We start from the raw sequence: 22,704 nt of genomic DNA, 5'->3' as shown, positions 1-22,704 counted from the left end.
AATTTCTATATGAATACAAAATATTGAGTAAAAATATTGCAGTCCGTATATATAGTGTATTAACGGCGTGAAAGCAGTATTTTTGTGTAAAATTTGGCAAAAATAACAAAAAAATGTCTGAAAAATTTGTTATATTTGTTCACATTTTGTTCATGTTGTGTTATAATAAAAAGCACATTAGATGAATATACTATATTGTCACATTAAATTGAGGCATATGGTATACCTGTTAGAAATTTTGTAAATGGTCATATGTTCATATTCGGGACAGGCAGTACATGACTGTATATATATAAATTTCAAACGAATAAATATAAAAGGGGTGATAGTGTGATTAAGAAAGAAATGATAGCTATGTTATTAGCGGGAGGACAGGGTTCCCGCCTTGGCGTCCTTACCGCTGACGTTGCGAAACCGGCAGTTGCCTTTGGAGGAAAGTATAGAATTATTGATTTTCCACTCAGTAACTGTATCAATTCAGGAGTAGATACAGTAGGTGTTTTGACACAATATCAGCCGCTTAGGCTGAACACACATATCGGAATAGGTATTCCGTGGGATTTGGATAGAAATGTAGGTGGTGTTTCAATACTGCCGCCTTACGAGAAGAGTGCAAGCAGTGAGTGGTATACAGGAACAGCAAATGCTATATATCAGAACTTAAAATATATGGAGTATTATAATCCTGACTATGTACTTATCCTTGGTGGAGACCATATCTATAAGATGGATTATGAGGTCATGCTTGACTTCCACAAGGCAAATAAAGCAGATGTCACACTTGCAACGATTCCGGTTCCTATTGAAGAAGCGAGCAGATTTGGTGTAGTGATAACAGATGACAACGGAAGGATTCGGGAGTTTGAAGAAAAACCTGAACATCCAAGAAGCAATCTTGCTTCGATGGGTATTTACATATTCTCATGGCCGGTTCTTAGAGATGCTCTCATAAAGTTAAAAGACCAGCCGGCATGTGATTTCGGTAAACATATCATTCCTTATTGCCACGAGCAGGACAAGCGTATCTTTGCATATGAGTACAATGGTTATTGGAAAGATGTCGGAACGCTTGGAGCATATTGGGAAGCCAATATGGAACTTATCGACCTTATTCCTGTATTCAACCTTTACGAGGAGTATTGGAAGATTTATACAAAGAGTGATAAGATTCCGCCACAGTTTATCGCAGAAGAGGCTTCAATCGACAGAGCTATTATAGGCGAAGCGTCGGAGATATACGGTGAAGTCAGCAATTCAGTTATCGGCTCAGGTGTTTATATTGCGCCGGGAGCAGTTGTCAGAGATTCGATTATTATGGGTTCTTCTTATATAGATGAGGGAACGGTTATAGATAAGTCGATTATAGCCGAAAGTGTAAAAGTAGGAAAGAATTGCAAACTTGGTGTCGGTGAAGAAAAACCGAACAATTACAAACCTGACGTATATGCGTTTGGACTTTGTACCATCGGAGAGGACAGTGTTATCCCTGACGGTGTAAGTATAGGAAAGAACACAGCAATATCAGGAAAAACTGAACTTAGTGATTATCCGAACGGATTACTCGACAGTGGCGAAACTTTGATTAAGGCAGGTGATAAGGTATGAGAGCAATAGGAATAGTGCTTGCTGGAGGAAACAGCAGCAGAATGAAAGAATTATCCAATAAGAGAGCTGTGGCAGCTATGCCTATAGCCGGTGGATTTAGAAGCATTGATTTTGTTCTTAGCAATATGAGCAATTCACATATACAGAAAGTAGCTGTATTTACACAGTACAATGCAAAATCACTCAACGAACATCTTAACTCATCAAAATGGTGGGATTTTGGACGTAAACAGGGTGGATTGTATGTATTTACACCGACTACCACACCGAGCAACAGCTATTGGTACAGAGGAACGGCAGATGCCATTGCGCAGAATATCGATTTCTTGAAATCAAGTCATGAACCATATGTAGTTATAGCATCAGGAGATGGTATATATAAGATGGATTATGCGAAAGTGCTTGAGTACCATATTGCTAAAAAGGCAGATGTTACTATTGTTACATCAACGGTTGATGAGAGAGACGACCCAAGCAGATTTGGTGTGATAAAGACAGATGCAGACGGAAGAGTTACTGATTTTGAGGAGAAGCCGATCACAACAGACGGTCATCAGGTTTCGACAGGAATATATGTCATAAGAAGACGTCAGCTCATAGAACTTATTGAAAAAGCTGCCGAAGAAGAAAGACATGATTTTGTAACAGACATTCTTATCAGATACAAGAACATAAAAAAGATTTATGCATATAAAATGGATACATATTGGAGCAACATAGCATCAGTTGATTCCTATTATAATACAAACATGGACTTCCTTAAAAAAGATGTCAGGGATTATTTCTTCAGACAGTATCCTGATATATATTCAAAAGTAGAAGATTTACCTCCGGTTAAGTACAATCTTGGCTCAAGTGTTAAAAACAGTCTTCTTTCAAGCGGATGTATAATAAACGGTTCTGTAGAGAATTCAATCTTGTTTAAGAAAGTATATGTTGGAAACAATTGTACAATTAAAAATTCGATTATCTTAAACGATGTATATATAGGAGACAATACACATATTGAAAACTGTATAGTTGAGAGTAGAGATACGATAAGAGCCAACACCAATTATATAGGTGAAACCGGACAGGTGAAAATAGTTATTGAAAAAAATGAGAGATATGCATTATAATCATTATAATAGGTAGAAAGTTAGACACATCATGGCATTTTGCCATGGTGTGTTGTAAGTTTTCAGACTAAAATTTATTATTTATTACAGCCGAAGGAGGTTATAACGTGCAGATAACTGACATAAGAGTGCGCAAGATTACAAAAGAAGGAAAAATGAAAGCAGTTGTCTCAGTTACATTTGATGAGATATTTGTTGTTCATGACATAAAAGTCATTGAGGGGGAGAAAGGATTGTTTATTGCGATGCCGAGCAGACGTTCAGGAGACGGAGAGTATCGTGATATAGCTCATCCTATAAATTCTGAAATGCGTGATAAGCTTCAGAAAGAGATACTTGAAAAGTATGAGGAAGCAGTTAAAGAGAACGACACAGCGGAATAAATTAAATAGTGATTGAAGTGAAAATTACTAAAAGCATCGCGAAAAAACGGTGCTTTTTGTGCATTATGGAGAAAAACGAAAAAATAAATAAAAAAGTGCAAAAATACTTGCAAAAGAACTAGAAACAGTGTATACTAGCAACTGCTGTGACATTGATAGCGATGAAGCGTGAGGTTGCTGCCGATAACGGCAGGTTTTCCGTGGAGCGAATGTCAAGTTAGGAAACTGGCGACAAGTCACTGTACAACAATTTGATATCTGTATATGTAACATTAGGATACATATTTAGATAAGGCGGGATTTCTGCGGCTTAATTGTAAACCATAGCAGGAAACACCCGGATAAGTGTACAGTCACCACTTGTTCCGCTGAAATTAGCAGACTTGGCGAAAAGCCAGATCAGTATGTCTGCAAAAGTGCGAAAAGGAGGCGGCTTTTTTTATGGCAACAAATGTAATGAGAATTACACTTAAAGCGTATGACCACAATCAGATCGATCATGCTGCTGGAAAGATTATTGAGACATTGAAGAAAAACGGGGCAAAGGTAAGTGGTCCTGTACCTCTTCCAACAAAGAAGGAAGTAGTTACAATTCTTCGTGCTGTTCATAAGTATAAAGATTCCAGAGAGCAGTTCGAGCAGAGAACTCATAAGAGACTGATTGATGTTATCGCTCCTACACAGAAGACTATCGAAGCTCTTACAAAGATGGATATTCCTTCTGGCGTAGCAGTCAATCTTAAAATGAAAGAAAAATAATTCTGAGAATTATTACTATTTAAAAATGAGTAAGTCCTTAGGGTTTATATATAAATCGCGTAATATGCGGTTCGAGTTTTTGGTTTACGAACTTGCACATTATAGACCATCTAGGATGATTTCAATCTTATATAATAAGAAGAATTGAAATCCGCTGTAGATTAACAGGAGGTGCAAAACAATGAAGAAAGCTATTTTAGCTACAAAGGTCGGTATGACACAGATCTTTAATGAAAACGGAGTTTTAACTCCAGTCACTGTACTTCAGGCTGGTCCTTGCTATGTAACACAGGTAAAGACAGTTGACAATGACGGATACAGTGCAGTTCAGGTAGGTTTTGTTGATAAGAAAGATAAAGTTATCACAAAAGATGCCGCAGGTAAAAAAGAAATCAAGAGAAGTCATGGTGTTAATAAGCCATTACAGGGACATTTTGCAAAAGCTGGTGTTTCTGGAAAGAGATATCTGAAAGAATTCAAGTTTGAGAACGCTGAAGAGTACACACTCGGTCAGGAAATCAAGGCTGATATCTTTGAAGCAGGCGACAAGATTGATGCAACAGGAACTTCAAAAGGTAAAGGATTCCAGGGCGCAATCAAGAGACATGGTCTTCACAGAGGACCTATGGGACATGGTTCTAAGTTCCACAGACATGCTGGTTCAAACGGAGCTTGTTCAGATCCAAGCCGTGTATTCAAGGGTAAGAAGATGCCTGGTCAGATGGGTTCAGTTAAAGTTACAATTCAGAACCTTGAGATTGTTAAGGTTGATGCAGAGCAGAACTTAATCTTAGTTAAGGGTGCTGTTCCGGGACCTAAGAAAGCTTGTGTAGTATTAAAGGAAAGCGTTAAAGCTTCTAAATAATTCTTTTAGAAAGGAGGAAAACACAGATGGCTAACGTATCTGTTTATAATATGGAAGGTAGCGAAGTTGGCAAGATGGATTTAAATGACAACGTATTCGCTGCAAAAGTTAATGAACATTTAATGCATATGGCTGTTGTTTTACAGCTTGCAAATAAACGTCAGGGCACACAGAAAGCTAAGACTCGTTCAGAGGTCAGAGGCGGTGGAAGAAAGCCTTGGAGACAGAAGGGAACAGGTCATGCAAGACAGGGTTCTACAAGAGCTCCACAGTGGACAGGCGGCGGAATCGTTTTCGCTCCAACTCCTAGAGATTACTCTTTCAAGATGAACAAGAAAGAGAAAGCAGGAGCAATTAAGTCTGCTTTGACAACAAGAGTAAACGAGGAAAAATTCTTCGTATTAGATTCTCTTAAATTTGATGAGATTAAGACAAAGAAAATGGTTGCTGTACTTGATGCATTAAAAGTAAACAAAGCACTTGTAATCCTTGATGGTGAGGACAATGCAAATGTTGCAGTTTCAGCAAGAAACATTGAAGGAGTTAGAACAATTCCTGTAAATGCAATCAATGTATACGACATTATGAAATATGAGACAGTTATTCTTACAAAGAGTGCTGTAGCTAAAATTGAGGAGGTGTACGCATAATGGCAGATTTAAAGTATTATGATATCATCCAGAAGCCTATCATCACAGAGAAATCTATGACAGCTATGGAAGAGAAAAAGTACACTTTCGCTGTACACACAGAAGCAACAAAGGCTCAGATTAAAGAAGCTGTTGAAAAGCTTTTTGAGGGAACAAAGGTTGCTAAGGTCAATACAATGAACTTAGACGGAAAGACACGTCGTCGTGGCAGAACAGTTGGAAAGACTGCTAAGTCTAAGAAAGCTATTGTTAAGTTGACAGAGGATAGCAAGGATATCGAAATCTTTGAAGGTCTGTAAAATACAGCTTTTGAGATAAAGAATCCAAAGGTCGGAAATATCGCGTGGAAAACCTATCGCGCGAATCATTTTATAATGAGTATTGAAAGGAGAAAATGTCATGGGAATTAAATCATTTAACCCATATACACCTTCTAGAAGACACATGACAGTTGTTGACAGAACAGAGCTTTCAACAGCTGCACCTGAGAAGTCACTCACAGTGTCATTGAAGAAGAACGCTGGTCGTAATGCTCAGGGTAAGATTACTGTAAGACATCGCGGTGGCGGTTCAAAGAGAAAATACAGAATCATTGATTTTAAGAGAAATAAAGATGGTGTTCCAGCAACAGTAAAGAGTATTGAGTATGATCCAAACAGAACAGCAAACATTGCACTTATCGCATATGCTGATGGTCAGAAAGCTTACATCCTTGCTCCAGAAGGACTTAAGGTTGGACAGAAAGTTATGAATGGTGCTGATGCTGAGATCGCAGTTGGAAACTGTCTCCCACTTGAGAATATTCCAGTAGGTACACAGATTCACAACATTGAGCTTATGCCTGGTAAGGGTGGACAGCTTGTACGTGCAGCTGGAAACAGTGCACAGCTTATGGCTAAAGAAGGAAAGTATGCAACACTCAGACTTCCTTCAGGCGAAATGAGAATGGTACCAATCGGTGCCCGTGCAACAATCGGTGTTATCGGAAACGGTGAGCATGCACTTGTAAATATCGGTAAAGCAGGACGTAAACGTAACATGGGTATCAGACCTACAGTTCGTGGTTCTGTTATGAACCCTAACGATCATCCACACGGTGGTGGTGAAGGTAAGACTAGTGTCGGACGTCCGGGTCCATGTACTCCTTGGGGTAAACCTGCTCTTGGTCTTAAGACACGTAAGAAGAACAACAAGTCAAATAAGATGATTGTTAGAAGAAGAGATGGTAAAGCCTTAGCTAAATAATATAAGCTGAGAAATGTTGAAGTAAGGCTTCAGCCTTAGCTAAATAATTTATTTAACAGGCAGCCACATGAGTTGAATTGGATTAGCCGGTGATCATTATACCGGCAGAATGGAGGATACAATGGCACGTTCATTAAAAAAAGGACCTTTTGCTGATGCCAGCCTTCTTAAGAAGGTAGATGCTCAGGTAGCATCAGGTGACACGCAGGTTATTAAGACATGGTCTCGTCGTTCCACTATTTACCCATCATTCGTAGGTTTGACATTCGCAGTACATGATGGAAGAAAGCATGTACCTGTTTATGTTACAGAGGATATGGTTGGACACAAACTCGGCGAGTTCGTTTCTACAAGAACTTACAGAGGTCATGGTAAAGACGAAAAGAAGAGATAATATATAAATTGATGATGCTATGTGTGGCAAAGGCCACCGTAGCAATTTCACAGAACTTGAAAGGAGGCTTCATCAAATGGCAAAGGGACATAGATCTCAAATTAAGAGAGAGAGAAATGAAAACCAGAAAGACACTAGACCTTCAGCAAAATTATCATACGCTAGAGTATCAGTACAGAAGGCATGTTATGTGTTAGATGCCATCAGAGGCAAAGATGTAGAGACAGCAATCGGTATTTTAACATACAACCCAAGATATGCTTCAAGCATCATTTTAAAATTATTACAGTCTGCAGTTGCAAATGCTGAAAACAACAATGGTATGAATCCAGCTGATTTATACATTGAAGAGTGTTTCGCAAATAAAGGACCGACAATGAAGAGAATCAGACCAAGAGCTCAGGGTAGAGCTTACCGCATCGAAAAGAGAATGAGCCATATCACAATTATTCTTAACGAGCGTTAATAATTGCATCTGGTCTATGAAAGGAGAATATAATGGGACAGAAAGTTAATCCTCATGGTTTAAGAGTCGGCGTTATCAGTGACTGGGATTCTAATTGGTTTGCAGAGGAGAATTTTGCAGATTACCTTGTAGAAGATTACAAGATTAGAGAGTTCGTAAAGAAAAAGTTATACAGCGCTGGTATCTCAAAAATTGAGATTGAAAGACCTACTGACAAAGTTAGAGTTATTATTCATACAGCTAAGCCTGGTTTCGTAATCGGTAAGGGCGGCGAGGAAATAGAGAAATTAAAGAAAGAACTTGCAAAAGTTATTGCTAGAAAAACAGCACTTGACATCAAGATTATGGATGTTAAGAACCCTGATAAGCATGCTCAGTTAGTAGCTGAGAACATTGCAGCACAGTTAGAGAACCGTGTTTCTTTCCGTCGTGCAATGAAGTCTGCAATGGGTAGAACATTAAAGACTGGTGCAAAGGGTATCAAGGCATCTGTTTCAGGTCGTCTTGGTGGAGCTGATATGGCTCGTACAGAGTTCTACAGCGAAGGTACTATTCCACTTCAGACTTTGCGTGCAGATATTGATTATGGTTTCGCAGAGGCTGACACAACTTATGGTAAAGTTGGTGTTAAAGTATGGATCTACAACGGTGAAGTACTTCCAACAAAGAACAATGCCAAAAAGGAAGGGAGCGATAAATAATGTTAATGCCTAAGAGAGTTAAACATCGTAAGCAGTTCCGTGGTAGAATGACAGGAAAAGCGCTCAGAGGAAATAAAATCACAAATGGTGATTTCGGTATTGTGGCAATGGAGCCAGCTTGGATTAAGTCAAACCAGATCGAAGCAGCCCGTATTGCTATGACACGTTACATCAAGCGTGGTGGTAAAGTTTGGATTAAGATTTTCCCAGACAAACCTGTAACAAAGACTCCAGCCGAAACTCGAATGGGTAAAGGTAAAGGTGCTCTTGAATATTGGGTAGCAGTAGTTAAACCTGGTCGTGTAATGTTTGAAATTTCAGGTGTATCTGAAGAAGTAGCCAGAGAAGCTTTACGTCTTGCAACACACAAATTGCCTGTTAAGTGTAAGATCGTATCTCGTGCAGACTTAGAAGGAGGTGCGGGCAGTGAAGAGTAAGCAGTTTTTAGAGGAATTAAAGAATAAATCTGTTGAAGAATTAAACGCTGATTTAGACGCTGCAAAGAAGGAACTTTTCAACTTAAGATTCCAGAATGCAACAAATCAGTTAGACAATACAAGCAGAATCAAAGAGGTTAAGAGAAATATTGCCAGAATTAAGACAGTGCTCGCAGCACAGAATTAATTTGCATTGTTATCTCAATTAACATGTTGAACGCAATCAACTTTGAAAGGAGGACACGATCGTGGAGAGAAATCTTAGAAAGACTCGTGTAGGTAAAGTAGTAAGCGATAAGATGGATAAGACAATCGTTGTTGCAATCGTAGATAACGTAAAACATCCACTTTACAACAAGATCATCAAGAGAACTTACAAATTAAAGGCTCATGATGAAGAAAATACATGCAAGATTGGTGATAGAGTTAGAGTAATGGAAACAAGACCTTTATCAAAGGATAAGAGATGGAGACTTGTTGAAGTTATCGAGAGAGCTAAATAATTCATCAATATTATATATAGAGTATGTAAGACAAGTTAATATATATTCGTGATTGATAACCGCGTTAAGCGGCAGAAAATGGAGGTAAACATGGTACAGCAGGAATCAAGACTTAAAGTAGCTGATAATACAGGTGCTAAAGAACTTCTTTGTATCAGAGTTATGGGTGGTTCAACCAGAAGATATGCCAACATCGGTGATGTCATCGTTGCTTCTGTCAAAGATGCAACACCAGGCGGTGTTGTAAAAAAAGGTGACGTTGTTAAGGCTGTTGTTGTTCGTACAGTAAATAGTACTCGCCGTCCTGATGGTTCTTACATCAGATTTGATGAGAACGCAGCAGTAATCATCAAAGATGATAAGACACCAAGAGGAACTCGTATCTTTGGACCAGTCGCTAGAGAATTAAGAGACAAACAGTTCATGAAAATCGTTTCATTAGCACCAGAAGTGTTATAAGGAGGTGTCACACAAAATGGCAACTAGCAAGATTAAAAAGGGCGATACAGTAAGGGTTATCGCTGGTAAAGATAAAGGCAGAGAAGGCAAAGTAAGTTCTGTAAAAGGTGGTAAGGTCGTTGTTGAGGGCATCAACCAGGTTACAAAACATACTAAACCAAGCCAGGCAAATCCACAGGGTGGTATCGTACAGCAGGATGCAGCAATTGATGTATCAAATGTTATGTATGTTAGCAATGGAAAAGCTTCACGTGTCGGATTCAAGATTGAAGATGGCAAGAAGGTTCGTTACGCAAAAGCAACTGGTGAAGTAATTGACTAATTTCAGAAAGGAGGCAGTTAGCTTTGACTCGTTTAAAAGAGACTTATCAGAAAGAAATCGTTAAAGGAATGACCGACAAATTCGGTTATAAAAACGTTATGCAGGTACCAAAGCTCGCAAAGATCGTTATAAATATGGGTATTGGTGAAGCAAAAGAAAATTCAAAAGTTTTAGATGCAGCAGTAGCTGAACTTGAAATCATCGCTGGTCAGAAGGTTGTTACAACAAAGGCTAAAAACTCAGTTGCTAACTTCAAGATCAGAGAAGGCATGCCTATCGGATGTAAAGTTACACTCCGCGGCGACAAGATGTATGAGTTCTTAGATCGTCTTGTAAATTTAGCATTACCTCGTGTACGTGACTTTAGAGGTGTTAACCCTAATGCATTTGATGGTAGAGGTAACTATGCACTTGGAATCAAGGAACAGTTAATCTTCCCTGAAATTGAGTATGACAAAGTAGACAAAGTAAGAGGTATGGACATTATATTTGTTACTACCGCTGAAACTGATGAAGAGGCTCGTGAATTATTAACACAGTTCGGTATGCCTTTCAAGAAATAAGGAGGTAATTTCATGGCTAAGACTTCTATGAAAGTTAAGCAGCAGCGCAAAGCTAAATTCTCTACAAGAGAGTATAGCCGTTGTAGAATTTGTGGTCGTCCACATGCTTATTTAAGAAAATACGGAATTTGCAGAATCTGCTTCCGTGAGTTAGCTTATAAAGGACAGATTCCAGGCGTGAAGAAAGCAAGCTGGTAAGGAGGTAAACTAAGATGATGACGAGCGATCCTATTGCAGATATGCTTACAAGAATCCGTAATGCAAACACTGCAAAGCATGATACAGTAGATGTACCTGGCTCAAAAATGAAGGTTTCTATCGCTGAAATCCTCAAAAAAGAAGGTTACATTAAGGATTTTGAAATGATAGATGTTGATGGAGTCAAAATGATTCACATCACATTAAAATACGGCGCAAACAAGAACGAGAAGATTATTACAGGAATCAAGAGAATTTCTAAACCTGGTCTTCGTGTTTATGCCGGAAAAGATGAACTTCCTAAGGTACTTGGTGGACTTGGTATTGCAATCATTTCTACAAACAAGGGCGTTATGACAGACAAGGAAGCTAGAAAAGAAAATGTTGGCGGCGAGGTTCTTGCATTTGTTTGGTAATCCAAACAATGCAGCCCCTGGCTTAATATAAACCGAAAGAAAATATGGAGGTGCGGCATATGTCACGTATCGGAAGAATGCCTATCGCGATACCATCAGGCGTAACTGTTGATATTGCAGAAAATAATAAAGTGACTGTAAAAGGACCAAAGGGAACTCTTGAGAGAGTATTACCTGCTGAGATGGAAATTAAGAAAGAGGGCGAGGAAGTTATCGTAAATCGTCCAAACGATCTTAAGAAAATGAAATCTTTACATGGTCTTACAAGAACTCTTATCTACAACATGGTTGTAGGTGTTACAGAGGGATATCAGAAAGAGCTTGAAGTAAACGGTGTTGGTTACAGAGCTCAGAAACAGGGAAAGAAACTTACACTTTCTCTTGGATATTCTCATCCTGTTGAGATGGAAGATCCAGAAGGTCTTGAAGTAATTGTTGAAGGACAGAATAAGATTATCGTTAAAGGTATCGATAAAGAAAAAGTCGGCCAGTATGCAGCTGAGATCAGAGAAAAGAGAGCTCCGGAACCTTATAAGGGTAAGGGTATTAAGTACTCTGATGAAGTTATCAGACGTAAAGTTGGTAAGACAGGTAAGAAATAAGTAAAGGAGTGAATATACGATGATTAAAAAGCAGTCAAGAAGTGAAGTTCGTGTGAAGAAACACATGAAGGTTCGTAATCGTTTCTCAGGCACAGCCGAGAGACCACGTTTAGCTGTATTTAGAAGCAACAATCATATGTACGCTCAGATTATCGATGATACTGTTGGTAATACTTTGGTATCAGCTTCAACTTTACAGAAAGATGTTAAAGAAGGTTTAGAGAAAACTAACAATGTTGAAGCAGCTGCAAAACTTGGCGAAGTAATCGCAAAGAAAGCATTAGATAAAGGTATTACAACTGTTGTCTTTGATAGAGGCGGTTTCATATATCAGGGCAAGGTTAAGGCTTTAGCTGAAGCAGCAAGAGAAGCAGGATTAGAATTCTAATATTGGTTGGGATTCGTGAATTGATTTAGGAGGAAAACTCATGAAACGTACAATTATTGATGCCAGCCAGTTAGAGCTGGAAGATAATGTAGTAACAATCAAGCGTGTTACCAAAGTAGTTAAAGGTGGACGTAACATGAAATTTACTGCATTAGTAGTAGTTGGCGATAAGAACGGACATGTTGGTGTTGGTCTTGGAAAAGCAACAGAAATTCCTGAAGCTATCCGTAAAGGAAAAGAAGATGCCATCAAGAAACTTGTTGAAGTTCCTATCGACGAGAACGGCAGCGTACCACATGACTTAACAGGTAAGTTTGGAAGCGCATCCGTACTTATTAAGAGAGCTCCAGAAGGTACTGGTATCATCGCAGGTGGTCCAGCTCGTGCCGTACTTGAGCTTGCAGGTTATAAAAACATCCGTACAAAGTCTCTTGGTTCTAACAACAAGCAGAACGTAGTACTTGCAGCAGTAAATGGTCTTAGCAATCTTAAGAGACCAGAAGATGTAGCAAAGGCTCGTGGTATCTCATTGGAGGAACTTTTAGGCTAATTGTTTAAACTGAATGGAGGCTAATTATGGCAGGAAAGTTAAAGGTTACATTAGTAAAATCTACAATTGGTGCCATTCCAAAACAGCGTGCAACTGTTGAAGCATTAGGCTTAAAGAAAGTAAACAAGACAGTTGAGTTGCCTGACAACGATGCAGTTAGAGGAATGATCTGGCACGTAAGACACCTTGTGAAGGTAGAGGAAATCTAATATAGATTGATGAACGCGGTAAGGGGAAGAGTTATTTTAAATAGCTCATCAAGTTCCCCCTGCGGCGTTCTTTTTATTCATTATAATATAAGGTAACAGTTCTTGTGTTATTATATTATAATGAACTATTACCAATTAAAAAAATTTACTGTACAAACAGATGATGTTTATGGTAAAATATTGAATTGTAGCGAGGGCAATGGCAAGCTGAGCTTGCCGTTAGAGAAAGCAATATATATTTGCTTTTGCCCGTTAGTGATTTGTGTGGCTGTGAGAGGTACAGCCCGTAGTTTTAGGAGGTTAAACAATGAATTTATCAGAATTAAGTCCAGCAGCAGGTTCAAAACAGAGCGACAACTTTAGACGTGGTCGTGGTCATGGTTCAGGAAACGGAAAGACAGCAGGTAAGGGTCATAAAGGTCAGAAAGCTCGTTCTGGTGCTCCACGTCCTGGTTTTGAAGGTGGACAGATGCCACTTTACAGACGTATTCCAAAGAGAGGTTTCACAAACATTAACTCTAAGGAAATCGTTGCTATCAATGTTGACAAATTAGAGAAATTTGCAGACGGTGATGTAGTTACAGTTGAAGCATTACTTGAAAAAGGTATTATCAGCAATCCTAAGGATGGCGTTAAGATACTTGGAAATGGAGAATTAACTAAGAAGCTTACAGTACAGGTAAACGCATTCAGTAAGAGTGCTGTTGAAAAGATTGAGGCTCTTGGTGGAAAAGCTGAGGTGATCTAAGGATGTTTGAAACAGTCCGTAATGCATTTAAAATCAAAGATTTAAGAAAGAAACTTTTTTATACTTTCTTTGCTTTGATAGTTGTCCGTATTGGTTCACAGCTTCCAGTTCCGGGAGTTAAGTATGAAGCAATCAGGGAAATGTTCAACTCACAGAAATCACTCGATTTCTTCAATCAGTTGACAGGTGGTTCATTTGAGTCTATGTCAATCTTTGCGTTGAACATTACACCATACATTACAGCTTCGATCATTATCCAGCTTCTCACAATCGCAATTCCACGTTTAGAGGAATTACACAAAGATGGTGAGGAAGGAAGAAAGAAACTCACAGAATATACAAGGTATGTGACAATAGGACTTTCAGTAATGGAAAGTGCTGCCATGGCTATCGGCTTTGGTAACAGCGGATACCTTACTGACGATAAGATTACGTTCACATCAGTTGCAGTCATCATTGTATCATTGACAGCAGGTTCTGCTTTCTTAATGTGGTTAGGTGAGCAGATTACTGAAAAGGGTGTAGGAAACGGTATATCTATTATCCTTTTATATAATATTGTTTCAAGATTACCAAACGACATGGCAAATCTTTACGAGAAATTTATAAAAGGTGCAACTACAGTAACAAACGGTTTATTGGGTGCTGTAATAATTATTGCAGTATTGCTTGGAATGGTAGTATTTATTATCGTTCTTTCTGACGGTGAGAGAAGAATAAGTGTACAGTATTCAAAAAAGACACAGGGAAGAAAACTTGTCGGTGGACAGTCATCTCATATTCCGCTTAAAGTAAACACAGCAGGTGTTATCCCTGTAATCTTTGCAGGTTCACTTTTCTCAATGCCAATTGTTATTGCAGGATTTGCAGGTATTCAGCCGGCATCAGGAGATGGTGCTTCATTTGGTCAGAAGATATTGAAAGTATTAAACCAGAACTCATGGTGCAACTTTGACAGTTTAGGTGAGTTTAAGTATACACTTGGATTAGTAGTATATATTGTATTACTTATATTCTTTGCATACTTCTATACTTCAATCACATTCAATCCACAGGAGATTGCAATGAACATGAAAAAACAGGGTGGTTTCATCCCTGGAATCAGACCTGGAAAACCAACAACTGATTATCTTACAAAAATTCTTAACAGCATCATTTTCATCGGTGCAGTTGGCTTATCATTTGTAGCAATAGTACCTATCTTCTTCTCAGGTGCATTTGGTGCGAATGTATCATTCGGAGGAACATCACTTATCATTATCGTAGGTGTTGTACTTGAAACATTGAAGCAGGTAGAATCACAGATGTTAGTTCGTCATTACAGAGGATTCATCAATGAATAATCCGAGGCATTAGTTGGAGGACAAAATACATTTTTACTTCAACATCATAAAATAAAAACGTCATACATTTAATGTATGGCGTTTTTTAATATCTGATAATTTATAGTCTGCTGAATGTTTTAGCGATTATAACATGTATTTAAAATTTAAGATAAAAAATTCTTATTATTTGCAACATCTGAACATAATATCTGTCTTATAGAGTGAAGTGGATAAAATTTAAGAAATTAAGACATGAATTAAAAAGGGGGATTATTATGAAAAGAAAAAGTATCTTAGTAATGATAATTATGCTCATGATGTTTACATTTCAATATGCGGATAAGGATGTATGTCATGCGGCAGGAAAATTAACAGACTATGGAACGGTAAGTAAAAATGGTGAGGTATTGTACATACCTGAAAAAGTAATTGCAATAGGTGGTATTAATGATCATTGGAATGATGATTATGATTCATTAAAAAAGATAGTTGTATCAAAAAAGAATAAAAGTTATAAAGCCGTAGATGGAGTTTTATTTAACAAAAAAGGCACTGAATTGGTTTCATATCCTATGAAAAAAGCGGGAACTACATATAAAATTCCAAGTACGGTAAAGAGTGTTGCAAGCTATGCATTTGCGGGAAACAAAAAACTTAAAAAAATAGTAGTTGGCAAAAATGTTAAAAAGTTTGATGCGAATGCGATTAGCAGAAACAGGTTAATTGGTGGGGGATGTACACAACTGGAAAAGATAACTGTCTCTAAAGAAAACAAATACCTTAAGATGGTGAATGGAGTTTTGTTTAACAAAAAGAAAACAAAGTTACTGATATATCCTCCAAAAAAGAAGGGAAGTACATACGAACTTCCGAATTCAACAAAATATATAGGCTGGTATGCATTTATGGGTAATGTCAGTTTAAAGAATGTAACGGTTGATGAGAATGTCAGTAAAATCAATGAATGTGCATTCAGGGGAACAAAAATAGAAAAGATTGAGTTGTCAGGTGGAAGAGCAGATGCTGATACGAGTCTTACAATAGCAATGGATGCATTTTCAGACTGCAATCATTTGGAGGATATTACAGGTGGCTACAGAGTATCTGAGGTAGGCTGGTATGCTTTTGATTCGTGTGTTAATTTGAAAAACATGGATATAGGAATGGGACTTAAAAAGATAGACAATGCATTTAAAGGATGCCGTAGTTTAAGAAAAATCTGTTTATCAAATAAAATAGAAGATATAAATGGTGAAGCGTTTTCAAATGGTGCATGTAAAGAGTTTTCAGTGGAAGACGGGAGTGAAAGTTATAAGAGTATAGATGGTTGTTTGTATAAGATAGTTGACAGTGAAAAAGATAATTTGAAGTTGATGTATGCTGCAAATACAACCGATTTTAAGTATGCTACACCGGAAAATGTAACGGAAGCAGACATGTGTGCATTTCGTGGAAGAGACAATATAAAAGAAATTGACATAGGCGGTGAAATAGAAGAACTTAGCTGGTACTCATTAATCAACTGCAGCAATCTTGAGACATTAAAATTATCTTCAAAGCTGAAAAGCTTTGACAGAGATATGACTGCTTACAGTTTTGATAATGATTTAACAAACTTAAAAAACATAATAGTCGATGAGGGTAATACTGAATATGAGTCATATAACAACGAACTTTTTGAAAAAGGAAAAAAGAATTTGATTTTGTTACCGTATGGCAGCGACAGTATAGTTATTCCAAAAGAAACTGAATATATATGTGGTGGGATAGCAAAAAATAAATTTAAAAATATTAAAGTTGAAGACGGCAATAAATATTTTTCAGTCAATTCAAATGTTTTATATAATAAGGATATTACAGAAATAATAATCTTTCCTTCATATAAAACGACTTACACATTACCGGCAACATTAAAAGAATTTCCGTCAATGACTTACAGGTATACGGAGGATTATTTAGATATAGAAGGAGAGGCTTGGATAACAAGGGCAGACGAAAATATGGAATGTGTGAAAGTTGCAAAAGGCAACAAAGTTTATAAGGCTGTAGATGGAGTTTTATATCTGAAAAATACTAAACAATTGGAGTATTACCCACCGGCAAAAAAGGGAAGTTATAAAATAATAGAAGGAACAAAGTATGTTAACAATGCTGCATTTATTTATACAAAATATTTGACATCACTTACAGTACCTGACAGCGTTAAGAGTATTATAATTAGTCCAAAAGATTCAAAAAGCTTGAAAGAAATTACAGTACCGGTAAAATGCAAGGTTATAAAAATGACAAAGAGAGAAGGCAGTGGCGTTAAAGTTTATAGGAGTTTGGTACTCAAATGTTAGTGTAGCAAATAATTAAGTTTAAGCCTCGTGCATCTGTGATGCATGGGGCTTTTATCATTTTATGACATACATAAAGATGCGAAAACGGGAATAATTATTATCTATGTGGAGTGACGGTATAGTGTGAATTGTGTTATTATATATAAAAATGTGTGATGAATTAAATGAGTTTTTATTAAAAATAATTGGGGAGATATTTTGACGGAGATTGAAGATGAGTATAAACATAATAGAAATTAAAGATTTTGATGCAGAGGAACTTGATGTATATGCGAGATTATCCGAGGGACAATTGTTGAACAGGGCTGAGCCGGGGAAAGGGATTTTTATAGCAGAAAGTCCTAAAGTTATAGAAAGAGCGCTTCATGCGGGATATGAACCAATATCCTGTCTTATAGAAAAAAAGCATATTGACGGCGAAGGAAAAAACATATTGGAAAAATGCAATGAAATATATGAAAACATTATGGAAAATAAATCAAATGATGAAACAGATATGCAGGGATTTCCGGTATATACGGCGGAATTTGATATTTTAACTAAGCTTACGGGTTTCAAACTTACAAGAGGAATGTTATGTGCGATGCGGCGTAAACCATTGCAGACACTTGAAAAAATTTGTGATGGTGCAAAACGTATTGCAATACTTGAAAATGTTATGAACCCGACAAATGTTGGTGCGATTTTTCGCTCTGCCGCTGCACTTAATATAGATGCGGTTGTCCTGACAAACGGAAGCAGCAATCCATTATACCGAAGGTCAGCAAGAGTCAGCATGGGAACAGTGTTTCAGATACCTTGGACATTTATTGATATATCGGATAGTGAGGGAACTTATATTGATAGACTTCACAAACTCGGATTTAAGACGGCGGCGATGGCACTGGAAGATGATTCGGTAAGCATTGACGATGCGAATGTTGTATCAGAGGAAAAACTTGCGATAATACTCGGAACAGAAGGTGACGGACTTTTGAAAAACACGATAGACGAAAGTGATTATACGATAAAAATACCTATGTCACATGGGGTCGATTCACTTAATGTTGCAGCGGCAAGTGCTGTTGTATTCTGGGCTGTCAGACCGTGTGCCGCAGACTAAATCTGCGCAGATTAAAAAATATTAAAATATATATAAAAAGGAAATTAAGTGTATGGAAGAAATTTCAGATGAAAGATATAGTATTGCTGATGAAGCTATATATGACGCATTTTTTTTGATTTTAAAAGAGAAAGAATTAGATAAAATAACTGTGACTGATATAATAAAAAAAGCCGGAATTGTGAGAAGTACATTTTATAATCATTTTGAAAATATCCCGGCTTTGATAAATGCAATAGAAGATAAGACCATAAATGAAATTTTCAATTTGATGGAATCATTTCATGCAGAAAATGACCATGATATATGCAAATCATATTTTCTTGCGTTATGCAATTATACGATGAAAAACAGATATCTGGCAGATATTTTAAAAAGTCCCAGAGGAAATAATTTTTTTGAAAAAACCATGACAATGTTTCATGATTATGTGAGGCATATAACTAATAGCGTAATGCCGTCGAAACATAGTAAACAGGAGTTTTCATATATGGTAGCGGGCTCCATTGGCAGTACATTAGGTGTACTACACAAATGGAGCAGGGAAAATTTTGAAGTACCTGCCGAAGCTGTTGCAGAGTTTATGACGCAGACATTTATGACAGGAATGTTACCTTTTATGCGTTAGTACAACGAATAATTAATTATTTGCGGTACTATATCATTGGTTCATCGATAAGAGCTTCCTGTCTTTTTATCTTTTTTGTTGAACTTCTTATAAATGGATTTTTACGTATCACAAGACCTGTTATGCGACGGTATGTCGGCTGTCCACTGTTATATTGGTCAATAAATGCCTGTAAATTTTTCCGGACTTCATCTTCTGTCATATTAGCTGCAATAACAAGCTCCTGTTCGGGATAAATTCTTGCTGTGAGTCCGTTTTTCTCTCCGGTAACGATAACTTCACCTACAAGGTCATCAAGGGCAAACTTATTTTCGATTTCTTCAGGTGAAATATTTTCGCCGTTTGAAAGAATTATTAAGTTTTTAACCCGTCCATTGATAAAAAGAAAACCATCTTCATCGATATAGCCTTTATCACCGGTATGCAGCCATCCGTCTCTTAAAGTTTCAGCCGTTTCCTTTGGCATATTATAATAGCCTTTCATAACGCTTGTTCCTCTTACAAGAATTTCACCATTATCAAATGAGATTTCAGCGTTTGAGAGGGGGCGACCGATAGATCCGGTTTTATGGCAGCCTGGAAGATTTGAACTAATTACAGGTGAGCATTCTGACATACCATAACCTTCATATATATCTATGCCATATTCAGCAAATTTATCAATATAAAAAGGATCAAGGTGGGCGCCTCCCATAAATATAATGCGCAGATTTCCGCCAAATATTTTGTTCGCCAGAATATTTTTAGGAATTGAAGGGTCAGCAGCAGCAAGTCTTTTGTAGATTGTTTCAACCATCATAGGAACCATAAGAATCACTTCCGGCTTAAAAACACCCATATTTCTCATCATATGCATGAGAGAATCATTTATACATACAGTTGCACCGAGAGAGAAGCCTTTTAGCCAGTCCATTACAAGACAATATACATGGTGAACAGGAAGTACACTGAGCATGACAGTTCCGGATTCAGTATAATAATTTACTGATTGAACATTTGAAGCAAGATTATTATGAGTCAGCATGACCCCTTTGCTTTTGCCTGTTGTTCCGGATGTAAAAATTATAGTTGCTGTATCATCCGGAGCAGGTCTGTCAGCATCATTATCCGAGGTTCTGACAATATTTTTTAAGTCTGAGACGAAAGAAACGGTGTTGCTGTTGTTAATGGAATTATTGGCAAAAGCAGATATTTTATTTAATATACTGTTCTTTTCCGTGTCGTTGTTATCACTGTTAAGTATCCATATATTTTTTAATTTTGGGCAGTCAGCAAGGATTGAGGAAAGCAGGGAAAGATTTTTAGGACTTAAAAAAAGTGCTTTTGAATCTGAACGGTTGATAAGGTCTGTCAGATCTTTGTCAGGAAGCCCGGCATCAAGAGGAACGGCAACACATCCACCTGTGATTATACCGAGATAACTTTCAATCCATTCTACTGAACTTGTACCAATCAGAGCTATATGTTTTTTTAAGAAGCCTTCTTTTAAAAGAGCTTTTCTGATGGCAGTAATGTTTTCGTGTAGGGATGCATAATTTATCTCAAAAATTTCTTTCTTTTTAAGCCATTTGACAGCAGTAAGTTCCGCAAACCTGCAGGCACTTTCTTCTATAATGTCACGAATAAGTTTTTCCATAATTACCTCCATAAAAATTCTAAAGATACAAAATTATTAGACTAATGTATTTAAAAGTTCAAGAGCTTCTGAAACATTGCGAATTTTTAATGCTTCTTCATCTTCAAGTTCTACATCAAAAGTATCTTCAAGTTCACCGAGAAATGACATAAAGTCAAGAGAACTAAAGCCAAGATCTTCTCTAAATCTCATATCACCATTCATATCCTCAGGCTTTACTTCGCAATACTGTGCAACGATATTTTTAAACTGCATTTCCTTTGTCATGTTTTTTTCCTCCATATAATAAAATTTTGAGAGTACATAAGAATTTAGTTTCATAAAATTTAATGTGTTATACCTGTTCTATTATTTCTCCAATAGTCATATCAGGTTCTGCAATTCCTTTAAAGAGTATACGCATCATGTAATAATATAAAAGTTCCATGTCATGTTCTTTAAGATTGGCAGTCTGATAATGGTATGAAAAATTTGTTCCACCGTTATCGGTATGTGATACAGTCAGATACATCTTTTTTGTTGCGGCACCGTTTGCAAACCATTTTGAGTGCTGTGGTATGTTTTCAAGGTGCGGATTATCCATTTTTACAGTCATCGGCTGATATGTAAGATAGCAGCTTTCGTATGATGTATTTTCGGGTGTTTTATAACGCCGTCTCATTTCTTCCTCAATCAGAGCAGGATCATAATTGCTGTGCATATAGATTCTGTTTTGTATATCCTGTATTTCATGTGCTGCCGTTAAAAAATCAGTATCAGCAGAAATAACAGTTCTGCATGGAAACATAATCGTACGGCTTCCGCCGGATGTCCATTCATCATGAGTAGAACGTCTTGATATAAAATTTTGAATTGTTATATCTTCCTGTCCGTCATTAACTTTAGAAAGATAGGTTCTGATTCCCAAGAGTAGGAGATTTGTCATGGAAAGCTGATGGTTTGTGCAAAAATCCAGCAGATTTTTTGTAGGTTCAGGTTCAAGATAATAGTCTTTAACTGCTACAAATAAATTTTTCAGTTCAATGTCTGCAGCTCTTAAATTTTTGTCATTGTGAAGTTTTCTTGATTCCTCCAAAATTGCGGGGCCTTGTATATCAGAATAAAGAGGTTCGCCTAGAATGTCTAATTGATCATCCCAAAATTTTTTATCTTTTAAAAATCTTTTTTTATTAGCAGCTTTTTCAAGATCTTTAGAAAGAACGGTTTCAAAATCAGCGAGATCTTTTGGAAAATCAGAACCGAATCTGTAATGTGTATAAAGCTGCATCAGATCATTTATCATTACTATCAGACCACAGGAATCAATGAGACGGTGATCCATATGTATAAAAAATCCGTTGTATCCATCAGGAAGTTTTAACATTGTTACATCGCACATAGGAATATCATTTCCATCCATTGTTTCATATGCCCATTGTTGCATAAGCTTATCGGCATCCGCCATACGCATATTTGAGAGATCCTTAATAGGAATGTCTCTTGAATCGTTTGATGCAATATACTGCATGACATCACAGTTTTCATCAGGTTTTGTAAAACGAAGACGCATACAGCCATAACGCTCAAATTCAAGTTGAATGCATTTTTTTAAAAGACCAAAATCAAGAGCAGCCTTTAAGGATGCAACAACGCTTACTCCTGATACCTGCTGGGTTTTGTATTTTTTGATCCAGTTATAATGCATTTTTTGTGCCGCCGTCAATGGATAGTAATTTTTCATGTAAAACCTCCTCAATTTTTGCTTTTTTTCTTTTGCAAAGGTAGCATATTTTTTTGGGGATTACCACCCCTTTAGAGACTTAACGGACATTTTACATAAAATTGACCAAGACCTGTCTTAAAACTTTGCCCAAAAATAAAAAATATGATAAAATGTGCGAAAAACAATAAAAAGAATTTATGCAAAAAGTGGTTAATCCGTGACATTCAGGTCAAGGCAAATAAATTTTTATTGAAATAACTGCTAATTTAGGATAATATATATATTGAGCGTTCTTTGAATACAATAGAATAGTTCAGAGATGATAACAGTGGTTAGTGATAAATTATATCGTTCATGCAAAGAACATAACGTGAACGCAAACCTGATT

31 protein-coding genes are annotated in these 22,704 nt (G+C 37.1%); 28 read left to right on the top strand and 3 right to left on the bottom strand.

The window, feature by feature from the left end; translation table 11 throughout:
• Positions 1 to 330: 330 nt before the first annotated feature.
• The 28 genes from ACZLXV_RS02355 to ACZLXV_RS02220 all read left to right on the top strand — a co-directional run bounded on the left by ACZLXV_RS02355 (position 331) and on the right by ACZLXV_RS02220 (position 18,978).
• Positions 331 to 1,605: a glucose-1-phosphate adenylyltransferase gene (locus tag ACZLXV_RS02355; RefSeq protein WP_482382367.1), complete on the top strand. Its 1,275-nt coding sequence runs from the start codon at positions 331 to 333 to the stop codon at positions 1,603 to 1,605.
• Positions 1,602 to 2,723 carry a glucose-1-phosphate adenylyltransferase subunit GlgD gene (gene glgD / locus ACZLXV_RS02350; protein ID WP_482382366.1) on the top strand — a complete coding sequence of 374 codons (1,122 nt, stop codon included), beginning with the start codon at positions 1,602 to 1,604 and terminating at the stop codon, positions 2,721 to 2,723. Before ACZLXV_RS02355 ends, glgD begins: the two co-directional genes overlap by 4 nt.
• A 107-nt stretch (positions 2,724 to 2,830) precedes the next feature.
• Positions 2,831 to 3,106, top strand: a complete 276-nt coding sequence (gene spoVG, locus ACZLXV_RS02345) for a septation regulator SpoVG (protein ID WP_022223686.1) — start codon at positions 2,831 to 2,833, stop codon at positions 3,104 to 3,106.
• A 441-nt stretch (positions 3,107 to 3,547) separates the two neighbouring features.
• Positions 3,548 to 3,865 carry a 30S ribosomal protein S10 gene (gene rpsJ, locus ACZLXV_RS02340; protein WP_022014857.1) on the top strand — a complete coding sequence of 106 codons (318 nt, stop codon included), beginning with the start codon at positions 3,548 to 3,550 and terminating at the stop codon, positions 3,863 to 3,865.
• Between the two features lie 181 nt (positions 3,866 to 4,046).
• The gene (gene rplC / locus ACZLXV_RS02335; RefSeq protein ID WP_367335967.1) at positions 4,047 to 4,730 is read left to right on the top strand and encodes a 50S ribosomal protein L3; all 684 of its coding nucleotides are present in this window, start codon (positions 4,047 to 4,049) and stop codon (positions 4,728 to 4,730) included.
• Positions 4,731 to 4,756: 26 nt separating this feature from the next.
• Positions 4,757 to 5,380 (top strand): 50S ribosomal protein L4, encoded by a 624-nt coding sequence (gene rplD, locus ACZLXV_RS02330; RefSeq protein ID WP_022224474.1) that lies wholly within the window; start codon positions 4,757 to 4,759, stop codon positions 5,378 to 5,380.
• Entirely contained in the window at positions 5,380 to 5,679 is a 300-nt protein-coding gene (gene rplW, locus ACZLXV_RS02325; RefSeq protein ID WP_022014860.1) for a 50S ribosomal protein L23, read from the top strand. Before rplD ends, rplW begins: the two co-directional genes overlap by 1 nt.
• A 100-nt stretch (positions 5,680 to 5,779) precedes the next feature.
• Positions 5,780 to 6,625: a 50S ribosomal protein L2 gene (gene rplB, locus ACZLXV_RS02320; RefSeq protein WP_022014861.1), complete on the top strand. Its 846-nt coding sequence runs from the start codon at positions 5,780 to 5,782 to the stop codon at positions 6,623 to 6,625.
• Positions 6,626 to 6,746: 121 nt separating this feature from the next.
• Complete coding sequence (gene rpsS, locus ACZLXV_RS02315; RefSeq protein WP_022224475.1) at positions 6,747 to 7,019, top strand: 30S ribosomal protein S19; 273 nt, start codon at positions 6,747 to 6,749, stop codon at positions 7,017 to 7,019.
• Positions 7,020 to 7,095: 76 nt separating this feature from the next.
• Complete coding sequence (rplV, locus tag ACZLXV_RS02310) at positions 7,096 to 7,485, top strand: 50S ribosomal protein L22 (RefSeq protein ID WP_022014863.1); 390 nt, start codon at positions 7,096 to 7,098, stop codon at positions 7,483 to 7,485.
• Positions 7,486 to 7,517: 32 nt separating this feature from the next.
• Positions 7,518 to 8,186 carry a 30S ribosomal protein S3 gene (rpsC, locus tag ACZLXV_RS02305; RefSeq protein WP_022224476.1) on the top strand — a complete coding sequence of 223 codons (669 nt, stop codon included), beginning with the start codon at positions 7,518 to 7,520 and terminating at the stop codon, positions 8,184 to 8,186.
• Positions 8,186 to 8,623, top strand: a complete 438-nt coding sequence (gene rplP / locus ACZLXV_RS02300) for a 50S ribosomal protein L16 (RefSeq protein WP_022014865.1) — start codon at positions 8,186 to 8,188, stop codon at positions 8,621 to 8,623. The genes rpsC and rplP overlap by 1 nt, the downstream gene beginning before the upstream one ends.
• Positions 8,613 to 8,810 carry a 50S ribosomal protein L29 gene (gene rpmC, locus ACZLXV_RS02295; RefSeq protein WP_022224477.1) on the top strand — a complete coding sequence of 66 codons (198 nt, stop codon included), beginning with the start codon at positions 8,613 to 8,615 and terminating at the stop codon, positions 8,808 to 8,810. Before rplP ends, rpmC begins: the two co-directional genes overlap by 11 nt.
• Positions 8,811 to 8,868: 58 nt before the next feature.
• A complete protein-coding gene (gene rpsQ, locus ACZLXV_RS02290) occupies positions 8,869 to 9,126 on the top strand; it encodes a 30S ribosomal protein S17 (protein WP_216564019.1) in 258 nt (85 codons plus the stop codon).
• A gap of 90 nt (positions 9,127 to 9,216) precedes the next feature.
• Complete coding sequence (rplN, locus tag ACZLXV_RS02285; RefSeq protein WP_022014868.1) at positions 9,217 to 9,585, top strand: 50S ribosomal protein L14; 369 nt, start codon at positions 9,217 to 9,219, stop codon at positions 9,583 to 9,585.
• A gap of 16 nt (positions 9,586 to 9,601) precedes the next feature.
• A complete protein-coding gene (rplX, locus tag ACZLXV_RS02280; RefSeq protein ID WP_022224479.1) occupies positions 9,602 to 9,907 on the top strand; it encodes a 50S ribosomal protein L24 in 306 nt (101 codons plus the stop codon).
• Between the two features lie 23 nt (positions 9,908 to 9,930).
• Positions 9,931 to 10,470, top strand: a complete 540-nt coding sequence (gene rplE / locus ACZLXV_RS02275; protein ID WP_022224480.1) for a 50S ribosomal protein L5 — start codon at positions 9,931 to 9,933, stop codon at positions 10,468 to 10,470.
• A 12-nt stretch (positions 10,471 to 10,482) separates the two neighbouring features.
• Positions 10,483 to 10,668 (top strand): type Z 30S ribosomal protein S14, encoded by a 186-nt coding sequence (locus ACZLXV_RS02270; protein WP_022014871.1) that lies wholly within the window; start codon positions 10,483 to 10,485, stop codon positions 10,666 to 10,668.
• A gap of 14 nt (positions 10,669 to 10,682) precedes the next feature.
• Positions 10,683 to 11,084: a 30S ribosomal protein S8 gene (gene rpsH / locus ACZLXV_RS02265; RefSeq protein ID WP_022224481.1), complete on the top strand. Its 402-nt coding sequence runs from the start codon at positions 10,683 to 10,685 to the stop codon at positions 11,082 to 11,084.
• Positions 11,085 to 11,143: 59 nt separating this feature from the next.
• Complete coding sequence (gene rplF / locus ACZLXV_RS02260; protein WP_022224482.1) at positions 11,144 to 11,686, top strand: 50S ribosomal protein L6; 543 nt, start codon at positions 11,144 to 11,146, stop codon at positions 11,684 to 11,686.
• 19 nt (positions 11,687 to 11,705) lie between these two features.
• A complete protein-coding gene (gene rplR / locus ACZLXV_RS02255) occupies positions 11,706 to 12,074 on the top strand; it encodes a 50S ribosomal protein L18 (protein WP_022224483.1) in 369 nt (122 codons plus the stop codon).
• A 40-nt stretch (positions 12,075 to 12,114) separates the two neighbouring features.
• Positions 12,115 to 12,624: a 30S ribosomal protein S5 gene (rpsE, locus tag ACZLXV_RS02250; protein WP_022014875.1), complete on the top strand. Its 510-nt coding sequence runs from the start codon at positions 12,115 to 12,117 to the stop codon at positions 12,622 to 12,624.
• Between the two features lie 26 nt (positions 12,625 to 12,650).
• Positions 12,651 to 12,833, top strand: a complete 183-nt coding sequence (rpmD, locus tag ACZLXV_RS02245) for a 50S ribosomal protein L30 (protein ID WP_022224484.1) — start codon at positions 12,651 to 12,653, stop codon at positions 12,831 to 12,833.
• Between the two features lie 307 nt (positions 12,834 to 13,140).
• Positions 13,141 to 13,581 (top strand): 50S ribosomal protein L15, encoded by a 441-nt coding sequence (gene rplO, locus ACZLXV_RS02240; RefSeq protein WP_482382365.1) that lies wholly within the window; start codon positions 13,141 to 13,143, stop codon positions 13,579 to 13,581.
• A gap of 2 nt (positions 13,582 to 13,583) precedes the next feature.
• A complete protein-coding gene (gene secY, locus ACZLXV_RS02235) occupies positions 13,584 to 14,924 on the top strand; it encodes a preprotein translocase subunit SecY (protein WP_482382364.1) in 1,341 nt (446 codons plus the stop codon).
• Positions 14,925 to 15,181: 257 nt separating this feature from the next.
• On the top strand, positions 15,182 to 17,248 hold the full coding sequence (locus ACZLXV_RS02230) for a leucine-rich repeat domain-containing protein (protein WP_482382363.1): 2,067 nt from the start codon (positions 15,182 to 15,184) through the stop codon (positions 17,246 to 17,248).
• 214 nt (positions 17,249 to 17,462) lie between these two features.
• Positions 17,463 to 18,350, top strand: a complete 888-nt coding sequence (locus tag ACZLXV_RS02225; RefSeq protein ID WP_482382362.1) for a TrmH family RNA methyltransferase — start codon at positions 17,463 to 17,465, stop codon at positions 18,348 to 18,350.
• A gap of 52 nt (positions 18,351 to 18,402) precedes the next feature.
• Complete coding sequence (locus ACZLXV_RS02220) at positions 18,403 to 18,978, top strand: TetR/AcrR family transcriptional regulator (protein WP_022224489.1); 576 nt, start codon at positions 18,403 to 18,405, stop codon at positions 18,976 to 18,978.
• 28 nt (positions 18,979 to 19,006) lie between these two features.
• Here the strand turns inward: ACZLXV_RS02220 and ACZLXV_RS02215 are convergent, their stop codons facing one another.
• The 3 genes from ACZLXV_RS02215 to ACZLXV_RS02205 all read right to left on the bottom strand — a co-directional run bounded on the left by ACZLXV_RS02215 (position 19,007) and on the right by ACZLXV_RS02205 (position 22,334).
• On the bottom strand, positions 19,007 to 20,614 hold the full coding sequence (locus tag ACZLXV_RS02215) for an AMP-binding protein (RefSeq protein WP_482382361.1): 1,608 nt from the start codon (positions 20,612 to 20,614) through the stop codon (positions 19,007 to 19,009).
• 36 nt (positions 20,615 to 20,650) lie between these two features.
• Entirely contained in the window at positions 20,651 to 20,881 is a 231-nt protein-coding gene (locus ACZLXV_RS02210; RefSeq protein ID WP_022224491.1) for an acyl carrier protein, read from the bottom strand.
• A 67-nt stretch (positions 20,882 to 20,948) separates the two neighbouring features.
• Entirely contained in the window at positions 20,949 to 22,334 is a 1,386-nt protein-coding gene (locus ACZLXV_RS02205) for a condensation domain-containing protein (protein WP_022224492.1), read from the bottom strand.
• Between the last annotated feature and the right edge of the window lie 370 nt (positions 22,335 to 22,704).

The organism is Butyribacter sp., assembly GCF_056818865.1.
The sequence above is the reverse complement of the archived record's forward strand: the minus strand, read 5'-3'. Positions and strand labels throughout refer to the sequence as shown.